The sequence below is a fragment of the Streptomyces sp. NBC_01352 genome, from assembly GCF_036237295.1.
In the GTDB taxonomy this organism is placed as follows: Bacteria; Actinomycetota; Actinomycetes; order Streptomycetales; family Streptomycetaceae; genus Streptomyces; species Streptomyces plumbiresistens.
Genome location: NZ_CP108354.1, coordinates 9,308,551 through 9,329,027 on the forward strand (window position 1 = coordinate 9,308,551; position 20,477 = coordinate 9,329,027).

Annotated in this window: 21 protein-coding genes and 1 pseudogene; 12 read left to right on the plus strand and 10 right to left on the minus strand. The window is 68.1% G+C overall.

The window, feature by feature from the left end; translation table 11 throughout:
- The 5 genes from hypB to hypE are packed head-to-tail and all read left to right on the plus strand — an operon-like array spanning position 1 to position 5,677.
- On the plus strand, positions 1–756 hold the full coding sequence (gene hypB, locus OG252_RS42770; RefSeq protein ID WP_329342926.1) for a hydrogenase nickel incorporation protein HypB: 756 nt from the start codon (positions 1–3) through the stop codon (positions 754–756).
- Positions 753–3,143 (plus strand): carbamoyltransferase HypF, encoded by a 2,391-nt coding sequence (gene hypF / locus OG252_RS42775; protein WP_329342928.1) that lies wholly within the window; start codon positions 753–755, stop codon positions 3,141–3,143. The genes hypB and hypF overlap by 4 nt, the downstream gene beginning before the upstream one ends.
- A 32-nt stretch (positions 3,144–3,175) precedes the next feature.
- Positions 3,176–3,481, plus strand: a complete 306-nt coding sequence (locus tag OG252_RS42780; RefSeq protein ID WP_329342930.1) for a HypC/HybG/HupF family hydrogenase formation chaperone — start codon at positions 3,176–3,178, stop codon at positions 3,479–3,481.
- A complete protein-coding gene (gene hypD, locus OG252_RS42785) occupies positions 3,478–4,605 on the plus strand; it encodes a hydrogenase formation protein HypD (RefSeq protein ID WP_266444004.1) in 1,128 nt (375 codons plus the stop codon). Before OG252_RS42780 ends, hypD begins: the two co-directional genes overlap by 4 nt.
- Positions 4,598–5,677 (plus strand): hydrogenase expression/formation protein HypE, encoded by a 1,080-nt coding sequence (gene hypE, locus OG252_RS42790; protein ID WP_150469764.1) that lies wholly within the window; start codon positions 4,598–4,600, stop codon positions 5,675–5,677. Before hypD ends, hypE begins: the two co-directional genes overlap by 8 nt.
- A gap of 54 nt (positions 5,678–5,731) precedes the next feature.
- On the opposite strand, the gene OG252_RS42795 is transcribed toward hypE, so the two are convergent.
- Positions 5,732–6,115, minus strand: a complete 384-nt coding sequence (locus OG252_RS42795) for a hypothetical protein (RefSeq protein ID WP_329342932.1) — start codon at positions 6,113–6,115, stop codon at positions 5,732–5,734.
- Positions 6,116–7,034: 919 nt separating this feature from the next.
- Positions 7,035–7,418, minus strand: a complete 384-nt coding sequence (locus tag OG252_RS42800) for a winged helix-turn-helix transcriptional regulator (RefSeq protein WP_181867456.1) — start codon at positions 7,416–7,418, stop codon at positions 7,035–7,037.
- 105 nt (positions 7,419–7,523) lie between these two features.
- Here OG252_RS42800 and OG252_RS42805 point away from each other — a divergent pair, with 105 nt between their 5' ends.
- The 3 genes from OG252_RS42805 to OG252_RS42815 all read left to right on the plus strand — a co-directional run bounded on the left by OG252_RS42805 (position 7,524) and on the right by OG252_RS42815 (position 9,570).
- Positions 7,524–8,147: an NAD(P)-dependent oxidoreductase gene (locus OG252_RS42805; RefSeq protein ID WP_329342936.1), complete on the plus strand. Its 624-nt coding sequence runs from the start codon at positions 7,524–7,526 to the stop codon at positions 8,145–8,147.
- Between the two features lie 81 nt (positions 8,148–8,228).
- Complete coding sequence (locus tag OG252_RS42810; RefSeq protein ID WP_266444012.1) at positions 8,229–8,627, plus strand: YybH family protein; 399 nt, start codon at positions 8,229–8,231, stop codon at positions 8,625–8,627.
- A gap of 514 nt (positions 8,628–9,141) precedes the next feature.
- Positions 9,142–9,570 carry a transposase gene (locus tag OG252_RS42815; protein WP_266444014.1) on the plus strand — a complete coding sequence of 143 codons (429 nt, stop codon included), beginning with the start codon at positions 9,142–9,144 and terminating at the stop codon, positions 9,568–9,570.
- On the opposite strand, the gene OG252_RS42820 is transcribed toward OG252_RS42815, so the two are convergent.
- The gene (locus OG252_RS42820; protein ID WP_266444016.1) at positions 9,567–9,725 is read right to left on the minus strand and encodes a hypothetical protein; all 159 of its coding nucleotides are present in this window, start codon (positions 9,723–9,725) and stop codon (positions 9,567–9,569) included. The genes OG252_RS42815 and OG252_RS42820 overlap by 4 nt on opposite strands.
- A 117-nt stretch (positions 9,726–9,842) precedes the next feature.
- On the opposite strand from OG252_RS42820, the gene OG252_RS42825 reads away from it, so the two are divergent.
- Positions 9,843–10,460, plus strand: coding sequence for a transposase (locus tag OG252_RS42825; RefSeq protein ID WP_266444018.1), 618 nt, complete (start codon positions 9,843–9,845; stop codon positions 10,458–10,460).
- Positions 10,461–10,680: 220 nt separating this feature from the next.
- Here the strand turns inward: OG252_RS42825 and OG252_RS42830 are convergent, their stop codons facing one another.
- Positions 10,681–11,577 (minus strand): AraC family transcriptional regulator, encoded by an 897-nt coding sequence (locus tag OG252_RS42830; RefSeq protein WP_329342941.1) that lies wholly within the window; start codon positions 11,575–11,577, stop codon positions 10,681–10,683.
- Between the two features lie 104 nt (positions 11,578–11,681).
- On the opposite strand from OG252_RS42830, the gene OG252_RS42835 reads away from it, so the two are divergent.
- Positions 11,682–12,440, plus strand: a complete 759-nt coding sequence (locus OG252_RS42835; RefSeq protein ID WP_266444022.1) for a nuclear transport factor 2 family protein — start codon at positions 11,682–11,684, stop codon at positions 12,438–12,440.
- A 225-nt stretch (positions 12,441–12,665) separates the two neighbouring features.
- Here OG252_RS42835 and OG252_RS42840 read toward each other — a convergent pair.
- The 5 genes and pseudogenes from OG252_RS42840 to OG252_RS42860 all read right to left on the minus strand — a co-directional run bounded on the left by OG252_RS42840 (position 12,666) and on the right by OG252_RS42860 (position 17,796).
- Positions 12,666–13,423 (minus strand): IS5 family transposase gene (locus OG252_RS42840; RefSeq protein WP_266444024.1). Its coding sequence is split into 2 segments (ribosomal slippage): positions 12,666–13,132 and positions 13,132–13,423, totalling 759 coding nucleotides; the frame shifts between segments, so codons are not numbered across the junction.
- Positions 13,424–13,558: 135 nt separating this feature from the next.
- A pseudogene (locus tag OG252_RS42845) lies at positions 13,559–13,892 on the minus strand (DUF3052 family protein).
- A gap of 381 nt (positions 13,893–14,273) precedes the next feature.
- A complete protein-coding gene (locus OG252_RS42850) occupies positions 14,274–15,872 on the minus strand; it encodes an MDR family MFS transporter (RefSeq protein WP_266444027.1) in 1,599 nt (532 codons plus the stop codon).
- Between the two features lie 78 nt (positions 15,873–15,950).
- Positions 15,951–16,883, minus strand: coding sequence for an ester cyclase (locus tag OG252_RS42855; RefSeq protein ID WP_266444030.1), 933 nt, complete (start codon positions 16,881–16,883; stop codon positions 15,951–15,953).
- Between the two features lie 55 nt (positions 16,884–16,938).
- A complete protein-coding gene (locus OG252_RS42860) occupies positions 16,939–17,796 on the minus strand; it encodes an SDR family NAD(P)-dependent oxidoreductase (RefSeq protein WP_266444033.1) in 858 nt (285 codons plus the stop codon).
- A gap of 363 nt (positions 17,797–18,159) precedes the next feature.
- Here OG252_RS42860 and OG252_RS42865 point away from each other — a divergent pair, with 363 nt between their 5' ends.
- Complete coding sequence (locus OG252_RS42865; RefSeq protein WP_266444035.1) at positions 18,160–18,435, plus strand: hypothetical protein; 276 nt, start codon at positions 18,160–18,162, stop codon at positions 18,433–18,435.
- Positions 18,436–18,440: 5 nt separating this feature from the next.
- Here the strand turns inward: OG252_RS42865 and OG252_RS42870 are convergent, their stop codons facing one another.
- On the minus strand, positions 18,441–19,109 hold the full coding sequence (locus OG252_RS42870) for a TetR/AcrR family transcriptional regulator (RefSeq protein ID WP_266444038.1): 669 nt from the start codon (positions 19,107–19,109) through the stop codon (positions 18,441–18,443).
- 236 nt (positions 19,110–19,345) lie between these two features.
- Between OG252_RS42870 and OG252_RS42875 the strand changes: the two genes are divergently transcribed.
- Positions 19,346–20,470, plus strand: coding sequence for an oxygenase MpaB family protein (locus OG252_RS42875; protein WP_266444040.1), 1,125 nt, complete (start codon positions 19,346–19,348; stop codon positions 20,468–20,470).
- Positions 20,471–20,477 lie beyond the last annotated feature (7 nt).

The window sequence follows — 20,477 nt, forward strand, 5'->3', positions numbered from 1 at the left end:
ATGTGCCGTGTCGTCGACCTGCGACAGGCCGTACTTGCGAAGAACGACGCGAGCGCCCACGAACTGCGCGCGCACCTCGCGGCTCGAGGCACCGCGGTCGTCAACCTGCTGTCCAGTCCGGGCAGCGGCAAGACCGCGCTGCTGGAGCGCGAACTGCTGCGAGCACGGGAGCGGGCCGTTCCCGTCGCGGCGCTGAGCGCCGATCTGGCCACCGAGAACGACGCGGCCCGGCTGGCGCGTTCGGGGGTCCCCGTCAAGCAGGTACTCACCGACGGACTGTGCCATCTGGAGGCGGGGATGCTCGCCGGGCACCTGGACGGGTGGCTGCCCGACGACACCCGGCTGCTGTTCGTGGAGAACGTCGGCAACCTGGTCTGCCCGGCCTCCTACGACCTGGGGGAGACACTGAGGGTCACCCTCGCCTCCGTGACGGAGGGCGAGGACAAGCCGCTCAAGTACCCCACCGCCTTCGGCCTCGCCCACCTTGTGGTGGTCACCAAGACCGACATCGCGGAGGCCGTCGAGTTCGACGAGGCGGCGTTCCGCGCGAATGTGGAGCAGGTCAATCCCGGAGTCGAGGTGATCCTGACTTCGGCACGCCGGGGGCAGGGAGTCGGCGCGCTGCTCGACCGGGCGCTGGCCGCCGTGGACGGCACACCTGTCCACTCGCCGGTCATGGCCCGGCAGCCTCATCACCACAGTCACCCGCACGCGCACCCGGAGGCCACCGGCACCATGGCCCACATCCACTCGTGAGCGGTCCGCAGGCTCCGACCGCCGTCGCCGAGAACACCCCACGCCGCCGCCGGGTCACCGTCCGGGGAGTGGTACAGGGCGTGGGCTTCAGGCCCTACCTCTACGGCCTCGCCACCGAACTCGCCCTGGCCGGACACGTGACCAACACCCCGGAGGGCGTCGTCGCGGAGGTCGAGGGCAGCGCCGCGGCCGTGGCCCGGTTCTGCGACCTGATCGCCGCCCAGGCGCCGCCGCTGGCCCGCGTGGAGTCCGTCCACCACCGGGAGATGCCTCCCGTCGGCGGCACCGCGTTCACCATCCTCACCTCGCGCACCGGCGGACCGGCCCGCACCCTGGTCTCCCCCGACTCCGCCACCTGTGCCGACTGCCTCGCCGAGTTGGCCGCCCCGGCGGACCGGCGCTACCGGCACCCGTTCGTCAACTGCACTCACTGCGGCCCGCGCTTCACGATCGTCACCGGTGTGCCGTACGACCGGGCGAACACCACCATGGCCGGCTTCGCGATGTGTCCCGACTGCACCCGGGAGTACGCCGATCCGGCCGACCGCCGGTTCCACGCGCAGCCGGTCGCCTGCCCGGCCTGCGGGCCCCGTCTGCGGCTGGTCCTCGCCCAGGAGGCACGGCTCAGGAAGGTCGAGGGGGCGGACCCGGTCACCGAGGCCCGTGCGCTGCTGAAGCGGGGCGCGATCCTCGCCGTGAAGGGCCTGGGCGGCTACCACCTGGCCTGCGATGCCTCGAACCAGGAGGCGGTCGCCCTCCTGCGCCAACGAAAAGCGCGCGGGGACAAGCCCTTCGCCGTCATGGCCAGGACCGCGGACGACGTCCGTCACCTCGTCCGGCTGAGCCCGGCGGAGCGGAGCCTGCTCGAAGGCCGTGCCAGGCCGGTCGTCCTGGTGAGGCGGCGTCCGCACCCGTCGTACGCCCCCGGGGACCTCCGGCCCGCCGATGCCGTGGCACCCGGCAGCCCCGACCTCGGCGTGATGCTGCCCTACACGCCCGTGCACCATCTGCTGCTCGGTCTGCCCGGCGACCCGGACGGCCCCAGGCTGCTCGTCATGACCAGCGGCAACCTGTCCGGTGAGCCGATCGTCACCGACGACGACGAGGCGCTGGAGCGACTCGCGCACCTGGCCGACGCCTGGCTCACGCACGACCGGCCGATCCACGTCCCGTGCGACGACTCCGTGGTCCGCGTCTGCGACGGGGAGCCACTGGTGATCCGCCGCTCGCGTGGCTACGCCCCGTTGCCGGTCTCCCTCCCGCTGCCCGTGCGGCCGGCCCTCGCTGTCGGCGGAGACCTGAAGAACGCCTTCTGTCTCGGGGCGGGCCGTCAAGCCTGGCTGTCGGCGCACATCGGTGACATGGACGACGTCGGCACTCAACGGGCCTTCGAGCGCGCGGTGGCGCAGTTGGAGTCCATCACGGGAGTGCGGCCCGAGGCCCTTGTCCGCGACCGGCATCCTGGCTACCGCTCCGCCGGATGGGCCGACCGGAACGCGGCGCACCAGCCCGTCGTACGCGTCCAGCACCATCACGCGCACATCGCCGCCGCCATGGCCGAGCATGGACTGGATGGCACCCGGCCGGTGATCGGCGTCGCCTTCGACGGCACCGGCCACGGCGACGACGGCGCCGTGTGGGGCGGGGAGTTCCTGTGCGCGGACTACGACCGCTTCACCCGGTTCGGACATCTCGCGTATGTTCCACTGCCCGGTGGTGACGCCGCGGTGCGCCGGCCGTACCGCATGGCGCTGGCCCATCTGAGGGCGGCCGGGATCGACTGGTCCGACGACCTCGCCTGTACGACCGCCTGCCCGCCCGACGAACTCCACGTCTTGGAACGGCAGTTGGAGCGCGGCCTGAACTGTGTCCCCACGTCCAGCATGGGCCGGCTCTTCGACGCCGTGTCCTCTCTCGCCGGGGTGTGCCACCGAGCCGGATACGAGGCACAGGCCGCCGTCGAGCTGGAGGGGGCGGCTCTGCACGCACCGGCCGACGACACCACCGCGTACGCCTTCGCCCTGCACGCGTCGGAGGAGAACCGGGACGGCGCCATACGGGCCGATCCGGCACCCGTACTCGCGGCGATCGTCGGCGACCTGCGCGGGGGCGTCGAGCCGGCTCTGGTCGCCGCGCGCTTCCACCGGGGCGTGACCGGCCTGGTGCACCGGATGTGCGCGCGGGCGCGAGAGCGGCACGGGCTGGACACGGTCGCCCTGACGGGAGGCGTGTTCGCCAACACGCTGCTCTCCTCGGCCTGTGCCGCCAGCCTGCGCGAGGACGGCTTCACGGTCCTGCGGCACCACCTTGTGCCGCCCAACGACGGTGGCCTGGCGCTGGGCCAACTGATGGTGGCCGCCCGCGCCACTCCCACTCCCACCGACTGAGCAGACACGCGACCCACAGCGAGGAGAGGCTCATGTGCCTGGCGGTACCCGGCAGAGTGCTGGACATCGAGGAACGGGACGGCACCCGGATGGCCACCGTCGACTTCGGCGGCGTGGTCAAGGAGGTGTGCCTGGAGTACCTGCCCGACCTGCAGGTCGGCGAGTACGCCATCGTCCACGTCGGGTTCGCCCTCCAACGGCTGAACGAGGAGTCGGCGCGACAGACGCTCGAACTCTTCGCCGAACTCGGCCTGTTGCAGGAGGAGTTCGGCGACGCCTGGGAGATGGCGGCGACGGAGGCGGGCGTCGACCCGGTGGAAGAGGTGCGCAACCAGTGAAGTACATCGACGAGTTCCAGGACCCGGAGCTGGCCCGCCGGCTGCTCGACGACATCCACGCCACGGTGACCAGGCCGTGGGCGCTGATGGAGGTGTGCGGAGGGCAGACGCACAGCATCATCCGGCACGGCATCGACCAACTCCTGCCGGACAAGATCGAGTTGATCCACGGACCCGGCTGTCCGGTGTGCGTGACTCCGCTGGAGGTCATCGACAAGGCTCTGGAGATCGCCTCCCGACCGGAGGTGATCTTCTGTTCCTTCGGTGACATGCTGCGTGTGCCGGGCACCGGACGGGATCTGTTCCAGGTCCGCGGAGAGGGCGGTGACGTGCGTGTCGTCTACTCACCGCTCGACGCGCTGCGGATCGCCCAGCAGAACCCGGACCGCGAGGTGGTGTTCTTCGGCATCGGCTTCGAGACGACCGCACCCCCCAACGCCATGACGGTCCATCAGGCCCGGAAGCTGGGCATCCCGAACTTCAGCATGCTGGTGTCCCATGTCCGCGTACCGCCCGCCATCGAGGCCATCATGTCGTCGCCGAGCTGCCGGGTGCAGGGCTTCCTCGCGGCCGGCCATGTCTGCAGCGTGATGGGCATGGGGGAGTACCCGGAACTGGCGGAGCGCTTCCGGGTGCCGATCGTCGTGACGGGCTTCGAGCCACTGGACATCCTCGAAGGCGTGCGCCGTACCGTCCGGCAGCTGGAACGCGGTGAGCACACCGTCGACAACGCCTACGCCCGTGCCGTTCGCGCGGAGGGCAACGCGGCCGCCCGGGCCATGCTGGAGGATGTCTTCGACGTTACCGACCGCGCCTGGCGCGGCATCGGGGTGATCCCGCAGAGCGGCTGGCGGCTGGCGCCGAAGTACCGCGCCTACGACGCCGAGCACCGCTTCTCCGTCGAGGGCATCCGCACGCAGGAGCCGGCCGAGTGCCGCAGCGGAGAGGTCCTGCAGGGGCTGCTCAAGCCGCACGAGTGCGAGGCCTTCGGCACTCTGTGCACGCCTCGTACGCCGCTGGGGGCCACCATGGTCTCCAGCGAGGGAGCCTGCGCCGCGTACTACCTCTACCGGCGGCTGGACATGCCCGCCGCCAAGGCCCAGGAGGCGACCCCCGTTGTCTGACACCACCGATCTTCCCGGCCCCGCCCTGGACGTCGAAGCGTGGACGTGTCCGGCGCCCCTGCGGGACCGGCCGCGTGTCGTCATGGGCCACGGCGGCGGCGGAGTGCTCTCCGCCGAACTGGTCCAGCAGATCTTCGCGCCTGCCTTCGGGGGCGAGGTGCTCGCCCAGATGGGTGACGCCGCCGTCCTCTCCGTGGGCGGTGCCCGGCTGGCGTTCTCAACCGACTCCTACGTGGTGCGGCCACTGTTCTTCCCCGGCGGCAGCATCGGCGACCTGGCGGTCAACGGCACCGTCAACGACCTCGCCATGAGCGGCGCCCGCGCCGCCTACCTCTCCTGCGGATTCATCCTGGAGGAGGGCGTCGAGCTCGACGTGGTCACGCGAGTGTCCGAGGCGCTGGGCGCGGCCGCGCGCACCGCCTGTGTGGAGGTCGCCACCGGCGACACCAAGGTGGTGGAGGCCGGCCACGGCGACGGGATCTACATCAACACCGCGGGCATCGGTCTCGTCCCGGCGGGCGTCGATCTGCGCCCTCAGCGGGTCGTCCCCGGTGACGTCGTGATCGTCAGCGGCGCCATCGGCGTCCACGGGGTGGCGGTCATGAGCGTACGCGAGGGACTGGAGTTCGGAGTGGAGATCAAGAGCGACTGCGCGGCGCTCGGCGGCCTGGTCGACGCCATGCTCGCCGTCACCCCGGACCTGCACGTTCTGCGCGACCCCACCCGAGGCGGCCTGGCCGCCGCGCTCAATGAGATCGCGCAGGCCTCCGGCACCGGGGTAGTCATCCGGGAACGCGACGTCCCGGTCCCGCCGGCCGTGGCCAACGCCTGCGCCATTCTCGGACTGGACCCCATGTACATCGCCAACGAGGGCAAGCTGGTCGCCTTCGTCCCGCGCGAGCACGCCGACGCCGTCCTCGGGGTGATGCGCGCCCATCCTCTGGGCGCGGACTCCGTGATCATCGGTGAGGCCGTGGAGGGGCATCCCGGCATGGTCGTGGCACGGACCGGCCTGGGAGGGACGCGGGTGGTCGATCTGCCGATCGGGGAGCAACTGCCGCGGATCTGCTGACAGGGGCGTCGCTCGTCCGGGCGCGGGCCAGGCCGTCCAGGCGCGATGGGACCGTCAACCTGGCCGACGCCCGGACGGTGGGTCCTGTGGATCCACGCCGGTCGTGGCGGAAGCGTCCTTGGTGCCGCTGGGGCGCTGGGAGCGGCCCTTGCGGCCGGTGTCGCGTCTGCCCTTCTCGTCCGCGTCGCCGTACTTCTCGCCGCTCGCGCTGCGGCTCTTGGCCGTGTCGCCCGGAACGGGCTTCGTCTCCTCCGGGGACATCGACCGGCCCTTACCTCTTTCGCCGGCCTGCTCGGGTCGGAAGGAGCGGTGGGCGCTCGGATTGTCCTGCTGGCGCGTCTCGTCCACATCGGGCGACCAGCCGTGCTGTCCGGTGCCCTGGTGACGGCTGGGACCCTTTCCGTGCGGTGGCTCGGACGAACGTGGTTTCTTCGACATGGTCGGATCCGCCTTTTCACGGTCGGTGGGGAACGCCTGTGACGCGTCCCCTAGTTAGGTAAATTATCTCACCTTGCAATATTTTGGGCATTTCATGAGTGTCCTTGAAATGAGTGAGGGCCTTCCGGCTCGGTGCGGATTGCGACATCCGCACCCGCGTCCGGGGAGGCCCTCATGTGAGTGGTCGAGGACGCCTGCCCAACCGCGACAGACGCCCTTCACGGCGTTCCAAAAGAAGCCCAGTTTCTTGGGCGAGTAACTGACCAAAAGGTTCTTGGTCTGCTGGTGGTACAGCGCTTGCGTGCTTCTGAACTGCGGCGATGGTGCAATAAGTGGCCGTTGCGGCCCTGTTGGTCCGCGTGTGGTCCGGATCTTGTCTGTCCCGCGGCTTCGTGCGCGGGGGTGGCTGTAGCCAGTCGGAAGGGTGACGCGTACGGGAGCCGCCGGCGTGTACGGGTACCACATGGCACATGTCGTAGAAACCGTCCACGGGCGTCCAGTTGGTCCGGGGTGAGCGCGTAAGTACAGGTCAGGTCCTTGTGACCTGAGGGCGTCCGCGAGGTTGGTGACACGTCTGTGATCGCTCGTGACACGTGGGGACCCACGCCGGCTTGCTGCGGCGGGACATCGTCGTGTAGTCGGTCATGACGGATTGGGGCTTGCACTGGAGACTCCGTTGTACTCCGGCTCTCCGCTCTCGAGTACGCGGAGGAGCGAGGCAGCGACGACGCGGGCGGTGCGGCCTATTGGTAGCACGCGGCATGGGAATTCCCCGCGACGAACGAGGTCGTAGCTCTTCGACTGGGTTCGAAGTGAGTTCGCAGTGAGTTCAAAAGCGGCCCGCCATGCGCGGTCATCGACCACGGCACCATGGTCTCGTGCATGGCGGGCCGTATCTCGCAGTCGGGCTACTCGGTGATCAGCCCGCGAACTCGTCCGCGGAGCGGGCGTCGTGGGCCTTGCGCAAGGACAGGACCTCGTCCACATGCTCCGCGGCCCAGGTGCTGATCGGCTCCACGACGGGCCGCAGGGAGTGGCCCAGCGGGGTCAGTTCGTACTCCACGCGGGGCGGGACCTCGGCGAAGACCGTGCGGGTGAGCAGGCCGTCGCGTTCCATCCCCCGCAGCGTGTAGGTGAGGACCTTGGGCGTCACGTGATGAAGCACCCCCCGCAGTTCGCTGAACCGCTTGGGGCCGTCGCCCAGGTTCAGCACGATCAGCACCGACCACTTGTCACCGATGCGGTCGAGCACCAGCCGGGACGGGCAGCAGATCTCGGATTCGTCGGCAGCTTCGTTCACCATATCCAAAGGGTACTTCAGTATCTTTGAAGTAACCAGTATCCCATTGATACCTTCTAGGTGACGGCGTGTGCGAGGCACACGCGATGACTACAAGGAGGTCATGAGATGCGCATCTTGCTGTTCGGAGCCACCGGGATGATCGGCAGCCGGATCGCTGCCGAGGCGGGCAAGCGGGGCCACGAGGTGACTGGTGTCACGCGCAGCGGGAAGGACGGCACCCTCGCGGCGGACGCGAGCGACGCCGACACCGTCGCGCGCCTGGCGGCCGGCCACGACGCGGTGGTCCTGGCGGTGTCACCGCCACGAGGCGGCATCGAGGCCACCGAGTCACTGCTGGAGGTGGGCCGCGGCGTACTGGACGGCGTACGCAGGGCCGGGGTGCGTCGCCTGGTGGTGGTGGGCGGCGCGGGCATCCTGGAGGTCTCCCCCGGTGTGCGGGTCGTCGACACCCCAGGGTTCCCCGAGGACGCCCTGCCGCCGGTTCGCGCCCAGGTGGCGCTGTTCGAGCTTGTCCGCGACAACGCCGACGACCTGGAATGGACCTACCTCTCCCCGCCCGCGGTGATCACGCCTGGCGAGCGCACGGGCGCGTACCGGACAGGCGATCACCAACTGCTCAGCGACGGCGAGGGCAACAGCCACATCAGCACCGAGGACTACGCCGTCGCTCTCGTCGACGAGTTGGAGCAGGGCGAGCTCACCCGCCGCCTCGTCCACGTCGCGTACTGACCGGCTCACACAAACGGAAAAGTTGGCACGTCACCGGCACGTGTGGTGTCGGTTGCCAACCAAATATCAGAGGAGCACCACATGACGAACAACAACAGCACCGCCGACGCGGTCGGCGTAGTCGAGGCGTACATGCAAGCGCTGCAGATCAAGGACACTGACACGATCTTGCGGCTCTACGCCGACGAGGCCGAGATCATCCCCGAGAACTTGCCCAGCCTGCGCGGCCGCGACGCCGTTGACTCCTTCTACGCCAGCACCTTCGCCGCCATCGGGATGGAGGTCAACGTGGAGGTGGTCTCGACCGAGGTCTACGACGAGATCGCGATCGTCCGATCCGAGCAGCCCGTCACGGTGATTGCCGTGGCCGACGGCACTCGCACCCATGCCTACTTCCGCGAGCTGTTCGTGCTGCGTCGCACCCCGGACGGGTGGCGCATCCACAAGTACATGTTCTCGCAGAACCCGGCGCAGGCCTAGAAGCCGGCGGTCACCGACCACGGTCGCGAAGAGGCGTACAAGCCCGAGGATCTGGGCCGGCTGTGGCTCGAGCGCGCCGAGGCCGGGGACATCGACGGCGTGCTCGCGCTGTACGAGCCCATCGGGCCCTGTACTTCCAGGGTTAGGCCAGCACCGGCTACAGCGGACTGCGCAAAGCCTACGAGGCGATGCTGGCCGGCACCCCGAAGATGCCCTCAGCTTGATTCTGTCGGGGATCTTGGAATTTCCCGGTGCGGCAGCATGATCAGCGGGCATGCTCGGGGCTGTTTCGAAGACCGATGCAGTTGTCGAGGTGTCCGTTGTCGCTCTGTCCCCGTTCCGGTGAGCAAGTCCCGTCTCTGACCGCGCGGATCGCGCGGGCGAGCAACCCAGGCGGTACGACGGCGATGTGGGTGAGAGACCGGCTGGATGGGTTGTGGTGCGACGAGGACTTCGCCGGTTGGTACCCGCGCGACGGACGCCCCGGTCGCTCGCCCGCCCAACTGGCCACCGTGTGTGTGCGCTCCAGTTCCTGCTCGGTCTGTCGGACCGTCAGGCAGCGGAAGCGGTCCGCTGCCGCATCGATTTCAAGTACGCGATGGCCTTGGAACTGGACGATCCTGGCTTCCACCACAGCGTGCTGGCCGACTTCCGCGAGCGCCTCACCCACGACGACCGCGCCGACCGCCTTCTTGATCTGGCGCTCGCACGCCTGAAGGACGCCGGACTCGTGCGCGAGCGCACCACGCAGCGCACCGACTCCACCCATGTCCTGGCCGCGGTGCGCGACCTGACCCGGCTGGAACTGGTCACCGAGGCCGTCCGTGCCGTGCTGAAGGAAATGGCCCGCACCGCTACGGCCGTCCGGTCCGTCTGGGCAAGAACCCCACCCGGCCCAAGACCAGGATCCCCGCGGCCGGCGACGACGCCTGGCGACTGTTAGAACACCTCCACCGGCAGAGACCGGGCTACCGGCCCGGCCCGCAGGCCGAGGCGCTGCGGCAGATCGTCGTGCAGAACTACTACCGATTCGGCAGGCCGCCTGCGCTGGCGCACCGCCGACGACGGCGAACTGCCGCCCTCCTCCTCGGCGGTCATCTCCCCCTACGACACCACGGCGCGCTACGTCCGGCACGGGCACATCATCCGCTGGAAGGGGTTCGCCGTGCATGTCACCGAGACGTGTGCCTCCGACAGCGTCACGTGATCACGGACGTGGCCACCACGCCGGCCGCCACCAACGACGGCCAGGCCCTGCCCGGCATCCACACCCACCTGGCGCGTCGCGGACTGCTGCCCGCCGAACACCTGGTCGACGGCGGCTACACCTCCCTGGTCCACCTCGAACGAGCCGCCCGCGAACATCAGGTCACCGTCAGCGGGCCACTGCCGGGCAACCCCACCCGCCAGCACCGCAAGAACGAGGGCGTCAGCCGGGACGACTTCCCCATCGACTTCGACCGCCGACAGGTCACCTGCTCCCAGGGCCAGTTCAGCCAGGGCTGGCACGGCCCCTACCCGACCTCCTCGCCCACCGCCGTCCCGCTGATCGTGGCCCGGTTCACCAAGAGCCAGTGCCGCCCCTGCCCTGCCCGCACCCGCTGCACCACCACCGCCGACAGCGCCCGGACCTTGGGCTTTCCCCCACGAGGACTCCGCGACCTGCAACTCCGCGTCCGCGCCGAACAGCAGACACCCGACTGGAAGACCCGCTACGCGGTCCGCTCCGGAGTCGAGGGCACCATCAACGAGTTCGCCCACGGCACGGCATGCGCCGCTGCCGCGGACAGCCGAAAGCCCACCTGCAACACGTACTCACGGCCATCGCCGTGAACATCGAACGCCTCAGCGACCGAGGAACCCTCTTCACCGAGACCGCCGACCGCTTTCCAGACCTTCCTGGACCAGAACGACATCCCCCGGTCAAAGTCCTGGCGAACCCTCGGCAGCTGAGCCCGACCACCCAAGATCCCCGACAGAGTCAAGCTAAGGGTGGCGCAGTGCATCACTCGAACGCGAGTCCGGTGGTCGTGGCTGTGCCGAGGTCGCGTCGTCAGGCCCCGCCTCGCGGAGGTAAAACCTGTCGGGCCGCGTTCCTGAACTGGATCGGGCTCTGTCCGGTTCGGGACTGGAAGTACTTGCTGAAGTTGGTGGCGCTGCTGAAGCCGAGGTGTGCGGCGATGCGGACGGCGGTCTCGTCGCTGTGGGCCAGGCGGCGCTTGGCTTCCAGCGTGACTCGTTCGTCGATGAACTCCTTGGCGTTGGTACCGACCGCTGCTGCGGTTGCCCTCCTCAGCGTCCGCGGGGAGTAGCCCAGGGCTCTCGCGTAGTCAGCGACCTGATGGGTCTTGGTGAAGTCACGCTCGACCGCCTCGCGGAATCGGCGGAAGGTCTCGCTGTCTTCCGTAGTGCTGGGAAGCCCACCCGGCCGGTCGGCCAGCCGGAGCACCAGCACGGACAGCAGGTGCCGCAGGATGGCGATGTGCACGTCGAGCGGACTCGTGCCGACGGCACCGAACTCGTGACAGAGGTGCTCGATCGCCAGATCGACGGCATGGTCGTCGACCGCGTCGTACTGCACCGGGCTGCCCGGCGTCTCCAAGCGAGCCGCGACCACCGTGGTCGGATCGAGGAAGTCGCTCTCGAAGAGCACGAGATGCCCCTCGACCTCGCTCAGGTCTCCCCACCTGTGGACCTGCCCCGGACGGACCCACAACCAGCTCCCGGGGGTCGCGTCGTACGTGGTGAAGTCGACCTCCTGCTTCAGCGTCCCGCTGACCGTGGCGATGAGGTGGTGGAAATCGGGGCGATGCGGCGTCGTGAACCCGCCGCCCCCACGCCGCCGGAACTCGGACAGTGACATCACCTCGATGCCGGCCGGAGTGCCGACGCGCGCGTTGAAGTCCACCCTCGGGATGGCATCGCAGGTGCGCTGTCCGATATTCACCATCACGAGACCAGAACCTACCGCAGCACCGACCGACTGCGGGACCACTGTTGATGTCAGAAACCACAAGCCGCCCACCAGGCCACAAGCACGAGGAAATGACGAACATGAGCGACAACAAGACCACCGTCCTCACCGCAGTCAAGGAGCTCTTCGGTGACAAGGACGTCACCGCCGTCGACCGGTGGGTGGCCACCGACTACCGCCAGCACAGCTCGGCCGCGCCCGACGGCCCCGAAGGCCTGCGTGGGCTGATCGGGTCACTCACCGACGACGTCCGTCACGAGGTCGCCCGGGTCATCACCGATGGCGACCTGGTCGCGGTCCACGGCGTCTACTACGGCTTCGGTCCCGACCCGCTGGTCGCCCTCGACCTGTTCCGCGTCGCCGACGGCAAGCTCGCCGAGCACTGGGACGCGCTCACCCCCCAGATCACCAAGACCGTCTCGGGCCGCTCGCAGGTCGACGGCCCGGCAGAGGTCAGCGACCTCGACAAGACTGAGGCCAACCGTGCCCTGGTCCTCGAGTTCGTCGAGAAGGTCCTCAAGGGTGGTGACTTCTCCGTGCTGACCGACTTCATCTCCACCGAGCAGTACGACCAGCACCACCCGGAGATCGCTGACGGGCTTGACGGGCTCGGCGCCGCCTTTGCGGCGTGGGCCGAGCAGGGCAAGAACATCGCCTACGGGACGACTCACCAGGTGATCGCCGAGGGCAACTTCGTGCTGGTGGTCTCCGAGGGCGTGTTCGATGTTCCGGTCGCGTACTGGGACCTGTTCCGTGTCGCCGATGGCAAGATCGTCGAGCACTGGGACATCGTCGTTCCCATCCCGGACACCCTGCCGCACGACAACGGCCTGTTCTGATCGCCGGACCAGAAAGGCGGTGACGCAACGGGCACAACCCGATTTGCCGGAAAGACGATCGGGCTCGGCGTCGACAACGGCGTGGCTTCACAACAGCTGACATGGAGCGGCTTCCTACCCCAAGGAGATCGAGGACGTGCCGGCCGGTGACCCGTCGGTCCTCGAGACCCCTGTGACCGGCGTCCCGACGAGAAATGGGGAGGAGCCGTCGTCGTCTAACTGGCCCTAACAAAGCTTCTGGACGTGGCGGTGGGTGATCAGACAGACGGCGAGGCCGAGAAAGGCTTCGTGGATGTCGTCGCGTCGTTCCCAGCGGATGCGCAGGCGGCGGAAGCCGTGCAGCCGGGAGATCGTCCGCTCGACGACCCAGCGGAAGGTGCCCAGACCGGTGCCGTGCGGTTGTCCCCGTTCGGCGATCGCGGGCTGGATGCCGCGTTGCCGCAGGAGCCGGCGGTACTTGTCGTGGTCGTAGCCGCGGTCGGCGAAGAGTATGTCGGGCCGTCGGCGCGGTCGGCCGACGGCTCCGGCCACTGCCGGGATCTTGTCCAACAGGGGCAAGAGTTGGGTGACGTCGTTGCGGTTTCCGCCGGTCAGCGACACCGCAAGCGGGATGCCCTGCCCGTCGGTGATGATGTGGTGTTTGCTGCCCGGCCGTGCGCGGTCGACCGGGCTGGGGCCGCTTTTGGGCCCCTGCGGGCGGCCCGGACGTGGGAGGAGTCGATCACCGCCCGCGACCAGTCCAGCTGGTTCTTCGAGCGCAGCTTGTTCAGCAGCAGCTGGTGCAACTGGTCCCAGACACCGGCCTCGTTCCAGGCCGCCAAGCGGCGCCAGCAGGTCATCCCCGAGCCGAAGCCCAGCTCCTGGCGGTCGGGCACCCGCGGCCGCCCTTCCACCTGCTTCGGCGGCGGCACGGGCAGCAACGGCTCGATGAGCGACCACAGTTCGTCCGACACGATCCACGGCCGCGACTGACGCTTCCCCATGCCTCCATAAACGAGCGATCAAGCCGACAGTCACATGATCAAAAGCTTTTGTTAGAGCCAGTAAGTGCAGCCACGGCCGGGTCTGACGGTCGATCCGGCAGTGCTGTAAGCACTCTGTGCGCGCAGCCTCAGCGGCTACGAGCGGCCGACCTCGTACGCCGTCGTGGAGGCCATCTCCAAGTTCGCGGCGGCGCTGACGAGACTCGTCTGGGACAAGCCGGCGCTCGTCGCGGCGTCACCGATAGTCCAGGGCTCGACGTGGCCGTTCTTCCCGGCCTTCGGGACCATGAGCCAGATCGTTCCGTCTTCGTCCTGAGACTTCGCGGCATCAAGCAGGGCGTCGGTGAGGTCGCCGGAACCACATCACCACCGCGTTGGGGACGCCGTCGTAGTCCTCGTCGAGCAGCTCGTCGTCCACGTCGTCGTCGTGGCCGAGTTCCTGGATGAGCGTGCCGGGGGTGAAGCCCATCCGGCCGGCGAAGGTGTTCTGCTCTTCCGTGGTCGTTATTGCTGTTCTCCCGCGTCGTGGAGCACGCCAGCAGCCCCCATGGGTAGCCAGGCAGATACTTAAAGTCACTGCGAGGATCTCTCTGGGTGTGGCCGCAGATGCTCACCGGGAGGACGACCGCAGAGGTGAATGCCTGGCGCTGAGCTAAGCTCCGCGTCGTTCTGCCGCCATCGCGTGGGGATGGCGAGGAAGGACTTGCCGTGATCAGCATCGTCGGTCATCCAGCCCCGAGTTCCAGGCGGACATGGAGGGGTTCGACTTCAGCAGATTGTGGGCATCGTCGAAACCCTGCTGAGCCCACCGCTGAGTCGCCGCTGGCCGACGGCGTACGAAGGTGACCTTTCAGGCCTGGCCCTCGGCCGGTGCGGTGGTGGGATGTCCAGGCTCGGGAGTGCGGTCCTTCAGTGCTGTCTCGCGGATGAACAGAGTCACTACGAGGCCGAGCAGAGCGGCGGGAGCTGCGAACAGGAACAGGTCGGCGATGCCGTCCCCGTAGGCGCTCGTGACGACGGTGCGCAACGGCTCGCGGAGCTTGGACACGTCCGGGACGGCACCTTGGGTGTCCGATCCTCCGGCCGGTGCGCCGATCCTGGTGAGCCCGTCGGCGAGATAGTGGGTCACGCGGCTGGAGAGCAGGGCGCCGAGTGCGGAGACGCCGATGGTGCCGCCGAGTGAGCGGGTGAAGGCCACCAGGGAACTCGTGGCACCCAGGTCGGTACCGTCCGTCTGGTTCTGTGCCGCGAGCACGAGGTTCTGCATGCTCATTCCGAGTCCGAGGCCGGTGAACGCCATCGCGCACGCGACCTGCCAGTACGGAGTGTCGTGGTGGAGGCGGGCCAACAGGGCCAGGCCGGCGGTCAACAGGATTCCGCCCGTCACCAGCCATGCTTTCCAGAGCCCGGTTGCGGTGATGAACCGACCGGAGACGGTGGAGGCCAGGAACAGGCCGGCGATCATAGGGACGGTCATGAGCCCGGCCATGGTCGCGGATTCGCCCAGGGCGAGTTGGAAGTACTGGCTGAGGTAGACCGTGGCGGCGAACATGGCGGCGCCGACGAAGAAGGAAACGGAGCTGGCGAGAGCGATGGTGCGGTTGCGGAAGAGCCGCAGTGGAATCACCGGATCGGCCGCCTTGGTCTCGGTGACGGCGAACAGGACCGCCAGGGTCACGGACCCGCCGATCATGGCGTAGGTCTGCCAGGAGTTCCAGGCGAACGAGTCCCCGGCCAGGGTCACCCACACCAGCAGCAGGCTGACAGCGGAGGTGATCAGCGCCGCACCCAGCCAGTCCACCTTCTTGCCCCCGTCGCCGACCGGCAGTTGCAGAGTCCGTTGCAGAACGCCCAGCGCGACGGCGGCGATCGGCACACCCACGTAGAAACACCAGCGCCAGCCGAGCCAGGACGTGTCGGTGATGACACCTCCGATCAGCGGTCCGGCGACCGTGGCCACGGCGAACACCGCACCCAGGTAGCCGTTGTAGCGTCCCCTCTCACGCGGCGGGATCATCGAGGCGAGGACGATCTGGGACAGTGCGACCATGCCACCCGTGCCCACGCCCTGAACGGCGCGCATCGCGATGAGGAGTCCGGTGCCGTGGGCGAGCCCGGCGAGGACGGACCCCGTCACGAAGATCACGAGAGCGGTCTGGACCAGCCGTTTCTTGTCGTAGAGGTCCGAGAGTTTGCCCCACAGCGGGGTGGACGCTGTCATCGCGAGCAGCGTCGAGGTGACGACCCAGGTGTAGGAGGACTGGCTTCCTCCCAGGTCCGCGACGATGTGGGGAAGCGCGTTGGAGACGATCGTGGAGGACAGAATTGCCACGAACATGCCAAGCAGGAGCCCCGACAGGGCCTGCATCACCTGGCGTTGGGTCATGACCGGTGCGACGGAGGCGGACTGGGAGGCCTCTGAGGGCTGCGGTTGATCGGTGGTCGTCATGGGTGCTCTCAGGGTCGCGGGATCGCGGAGCGGGGCGCGGCGGCGGCGAACCGCGCGGCACCCCGGCCCGCAGATTGATCAGTGGTTGTTCATGACGCCCAGGGAGCCGAGCATCGCGAGGAAGTCCGTGGTGTCCCAGTGCTCGACGATTACCCCGTCCTCGAAACGGAAGGTGTCGGCGGTGGTGAAGTCGACGGCCCGACCGGTGACGGGGAGAGGGCCCAGCTCTCCGAGGTGGTAGCCGTCCCAGCGGCTGCGGGTGATCACCCGGTCCCGCTCGGCCACGATCTGCACCTGGTAGGCGCGGCCCTTCTGGAAGACCTTGCGGAAGCCGACGAACTCCTCGTTGAAGTGGGAGGCACCGTCGGGGGCGCGGCCGGTGTTCTGGATGTAGGCGTCGGCCAACCCGTAGGCGTCGTCGGCGTTGCCAGTGGCCACTACACCTTCGTACATGGCGCGTACCTGGGACTTGTGCCAGTCCGTCCTGGTGGTCTGCTGGTTGACGCCGACGCCGAAGGGGGAGCCGGGCTTCTCGTCGAACAGCGGGATGCTCGGGGGAATCAGGCCCAGCTCGGCGAGGATCCGGTAGCTGTCCTCCACCTCCCAGTGCTCGACCAGGCGGCCGTTACGGTGCCGGAAGAAGTGGTGGTTGCCGATGCGGAAGCTCTTCCCCGTAGGGTCATGACCGGCGTACGGCCCCTCGTGTGTACCGGAGACGTAGGTGCGCAGAGCGACCATGTCGCCCTCCACGACGACACCCACGTTCTCGTGTACCTCGTAGGATAGATCGGGAAAAGCAGTGCGCAGGGTGAGCAGACGGTTCTTCTCGCCGTTGCGGCCGGTGGTTCCGGTGCGCCGGTGGCTCTCGAAGGTCGGGGCCAGCAGGCGGTCCACATCGTCGTCGGTGCCTTCGTTGAGGGCCTGGAAGTACTCCCGTACGAGGACGTCGGCCTGTTGGTTCTCCCAGGTGAGGTGGAAGCCGTCGAGGCTGGTGGCAGGGATCAGACTCATGGTGGTGCCTTTCGTGCTGAGTCAGGTTGTTGGGACCCCCCTTTGGTGCGGCCGGTCAGATCACGCCCATCATGTGGGCGATCTTCTGGTCGGCTTCCTGGTCGGACAGGGAATCGACGAGGTCGAGGATCTTCTGGTCCTCGGGGCCGGTGAGCACCCGTGTGGGCGGGTTCGGGTCGGCCAACAGGCCGGCGATCTGGGTGGCCACGCCCTTCGGATCGATGCCGCCGTCGGCCGCTTCGAGATCCGCCTTGGCGAACCGTCGCAACGACTCACCGTAGAGAGCCTCCTGCTCGGGTGTGAGGCCGTCGATGAGAGCTTGTTGGTTGCGTGCCGCCTTGGGGAGCGCGTTGGTGCGCATCTTTCCGGCGCGGACGATGGTGACCGGGATGGACCAGGGCAGTAGTTCGCGGCGCAGCAGGTCCATCAGGCCCTCCATGGCGAACTTGGAACCGGCCAGGATGCCCTTGTACGGCAGGGCGACGTGTCCGGTGAGCGAGCCGATCTCCACGATGCGACCGCGGCCGCGCCGGAGGGCAGGAAGCAGCGCTTTGATGGTGGCCACATGCCCGAAGACATTCACGTCGAACTGGCGGCGGATCCCCTCCATGGAGACGATCTCCATCGGCCCGGGAACGAGGATGCCGGCGTTGCTGATCAGGGCGAACAACCCCTGATCGCCGACCTGTTCATCGACAATGCGCGCCATCTCCTCGACCTGGGCGTCATCGGTGATGTCCATGACGATCGGAGTGACCCCGCCTTCGGTGGCCGAGGATAGGTCGTCGGACTCGGCCTCGCTGAGGGTGGTGCCGAAGACGCGGTAGCCCTCTTCGGCCAGCAGGGTCGCGGTGGCCCTGCCGAGGCCCTCGGAAGCACCGGTGACGACGACAGCTCGGGGATTGCCGGCCATGGGATTTCCTCTCCGGAGGGTGACACCGTCCAGTCGCAGGGGTGGCGACAGGAGGCGAGGCACCTTTGTCTGACCGTAAAAGTCGTAATCACATATTCATATGTGAAACCAACCTCTGTCAAGGGCAGTGCAGGCTACTCCGAGGGGGTGACTGGCATGTGACTGGTGGTGATGTGTGCCCTGCTTCAGCGGCGGTACTACCGGCTCTCGAGTCCGGGGAATTGCATGGCAAAGGCGTGCTGCAGCAGTGCGCCAGCGCGGTCGAGGTCGTTGTCCAGGCGCAAGCTTTCCAAGGCGGCCCTGCCGTAGGGCGTAGAAGTTCCATGCTGCTTGCGTGGGGTCGGTGGTTCGGCCGGCTTCGCCATGCTGCTGCGCCGCCCGGATGCGGTCGGCGGTGGCGTCCAGGGTGCGACTTCGAATGGCGGCGGCCTGGGTGGCGTACTCGCCTGTGCCCCGTCGCCGTGTTTCGGCGAGGAGCATGCGCAGGTTCCTGTCGATGGCTACGTCGCTCAGCGCCTCGCCGTACAACCGCCCCGGTTGGTCGAGCAGTGTGCTGTCCGGCTCGAGGGACGCCAGCCGCTGGTCAAGGCGCTGATGGATCCGCTCGTCGTGGACCGGGCGTGGGCGCCCGACCCGTGAGGTCGTCACTCCTGGCTGCGAGATACCGGTCGGACTCGTGCTCCCACCGTGCGCAGTGAGATCGCGACATAGCGATCGGCGATCTCCTCCGGTGCGAGGGGGCCTTCGGAGTGGAACCAGGCGGCCACTGCCTGGCACATGCCGAGGAGTGCGCGACCGGTGTCCGGGGCGCGGTCCACCTCGAACAGGCCCTGTGTCACGCCCTCCTCGATGATCCCGAGGAGCAGCTCCTCCAGTTCCTTGCGCAAAGCCGCGTACTTCTTGCGGTTCGCGGGTTCCAGGTAGCGCAATTCCGAGTCCAGGCCGGCTGTCGCTGCCCGGTGGGTCATGTGCAGCACGATGCACTCGATGACGTTGGCGAACCGCTCCAGTACCCGGCCTTGGGCCGCCGAGTCGGCGAGGTGGGCCCGGTGGAGCACTTCGCTTATCGCGTCCTCCAGGAGCGCGACGAGCAGCCCTTGCTTGTTCTCGAAGCGGTAATAGATCATCGGCAGGCTGACTCCGGCTCGGCGGGCGACGTCCCTCACCGATGTGCCGTGGTAGCCGTGTTCGCGGAACTCCTCCAGCGCTGCCGCCAGGATCGGGTGCAGTTCGAGCGGTGCGAACGTTCGCCAATCGTCGATGCGCACGTCCCTGGCCGAGGGGGCACTCCCGCCGGGCTTTGTGGCCGACATCCACTACTCCTTCGTGTTGCGGCCGACAGGCTGCTACACGCGATTCTAGCGAACGTTAGCTTTGAACTGTGAGGGACGGTGGCGGAAGCCTCCGTGAGCGCCCTCGGGCGGTACGTCGACTTGACCTTTCGCTAAATCACAGTAACTTAGGTGATTAAGTGATCGGCGGTGCTCGGTGGCCACACCCGCGCAGTGCACGACCGGTCAAGGATTCCAAGCCTCCTTGGAGGTCAGGCATGACAACGCAAGCCGCCGCAGACGAGCGAATGGCTCTCATCGAACGGTCACTGAAGGCCGGAGACCCGCTGGCCGACGCCGTGATCGCAGAGATGGACGAGCTGGGGCCGTCCGCCCGACGTCTTTTCAACGAAGGACTGAAGAACGGGCTCTCCTCGCTCGATGACGCGCCCCCGGCGATCGCCGCCCTGTTGCGCGAGGTCCAGGCTGTCCCCGACTGGGTGGACGCCGAGAAACTGGCCGAGGGCGAGACCGCGTACCTGTCCGTCGAAGTGCAGTGGACCCAGATCGCGCTGGCGCTCGGCTCGCTTCTGCCCGAGTACAGCGCGCCCCGTATCGCGGGTGTTCTCGCTGGTACGGGGCGGTTGGTGACCATCACCCAGCGCCGACTGCAGGAGACGGGCAAGTGGCTCAACAGCGTTGCGCTGCCCGGGGGAATGCTCCTGGGCGGGCCCGGATACCTCGATACGGTTCAAGTACGGCTGATGCACGCGCGAGTGCGCGCGACCCAGCAGAAGCATGGCTGGGACGTGGAGACCCTCGGTACGCCGATCAACCAGGTCGACCTGGTGCGCACCTGGCTGGACTTCACGTACAGCCCGATGAACGCCCTGAAGACGCTGGGGATCACTTTCACCGACGAGGAACTGGCGAGCGTCTACCAGTACTGGCACTACGTCGCCTACCTCCTGGGCGTGGATCCCGCCCTGTACCGGAGCATCAACGACCACGAGCAGGCGGGCGAGTGGTACGCCGCTATCGAGGCGGTCAACGGCGAGCCGGACGAGAACTCCATCGCTCTCACCTCGGCCACGCTGGAGGTGCTGATCGCGATGCTGTCGCAGATGACACTCAAAACCCCTGTGCCCCTGACCGCGCAACTCGTCGCGGCCTTCGCCCGCCGCATTCTGGGCGACGAGCTCTGCGACCGGCTCGGCGTGGGCCACTCCGAACTCGGCCCCCTGGTCGACCTGTTCGCTCGCAACAATCAGCAGACCCGGCGCTGGCAGCGCTCGTCTCCCGAGGCCTGGCAGCAGGCGTTGAACGAGACCATCGAGACCCGGCGCTTCCTGGTGAGCCTCACCGAGGGCGCGACCGTGTACGAGCAGAACCTGGCTGCCTGAGCCGCAA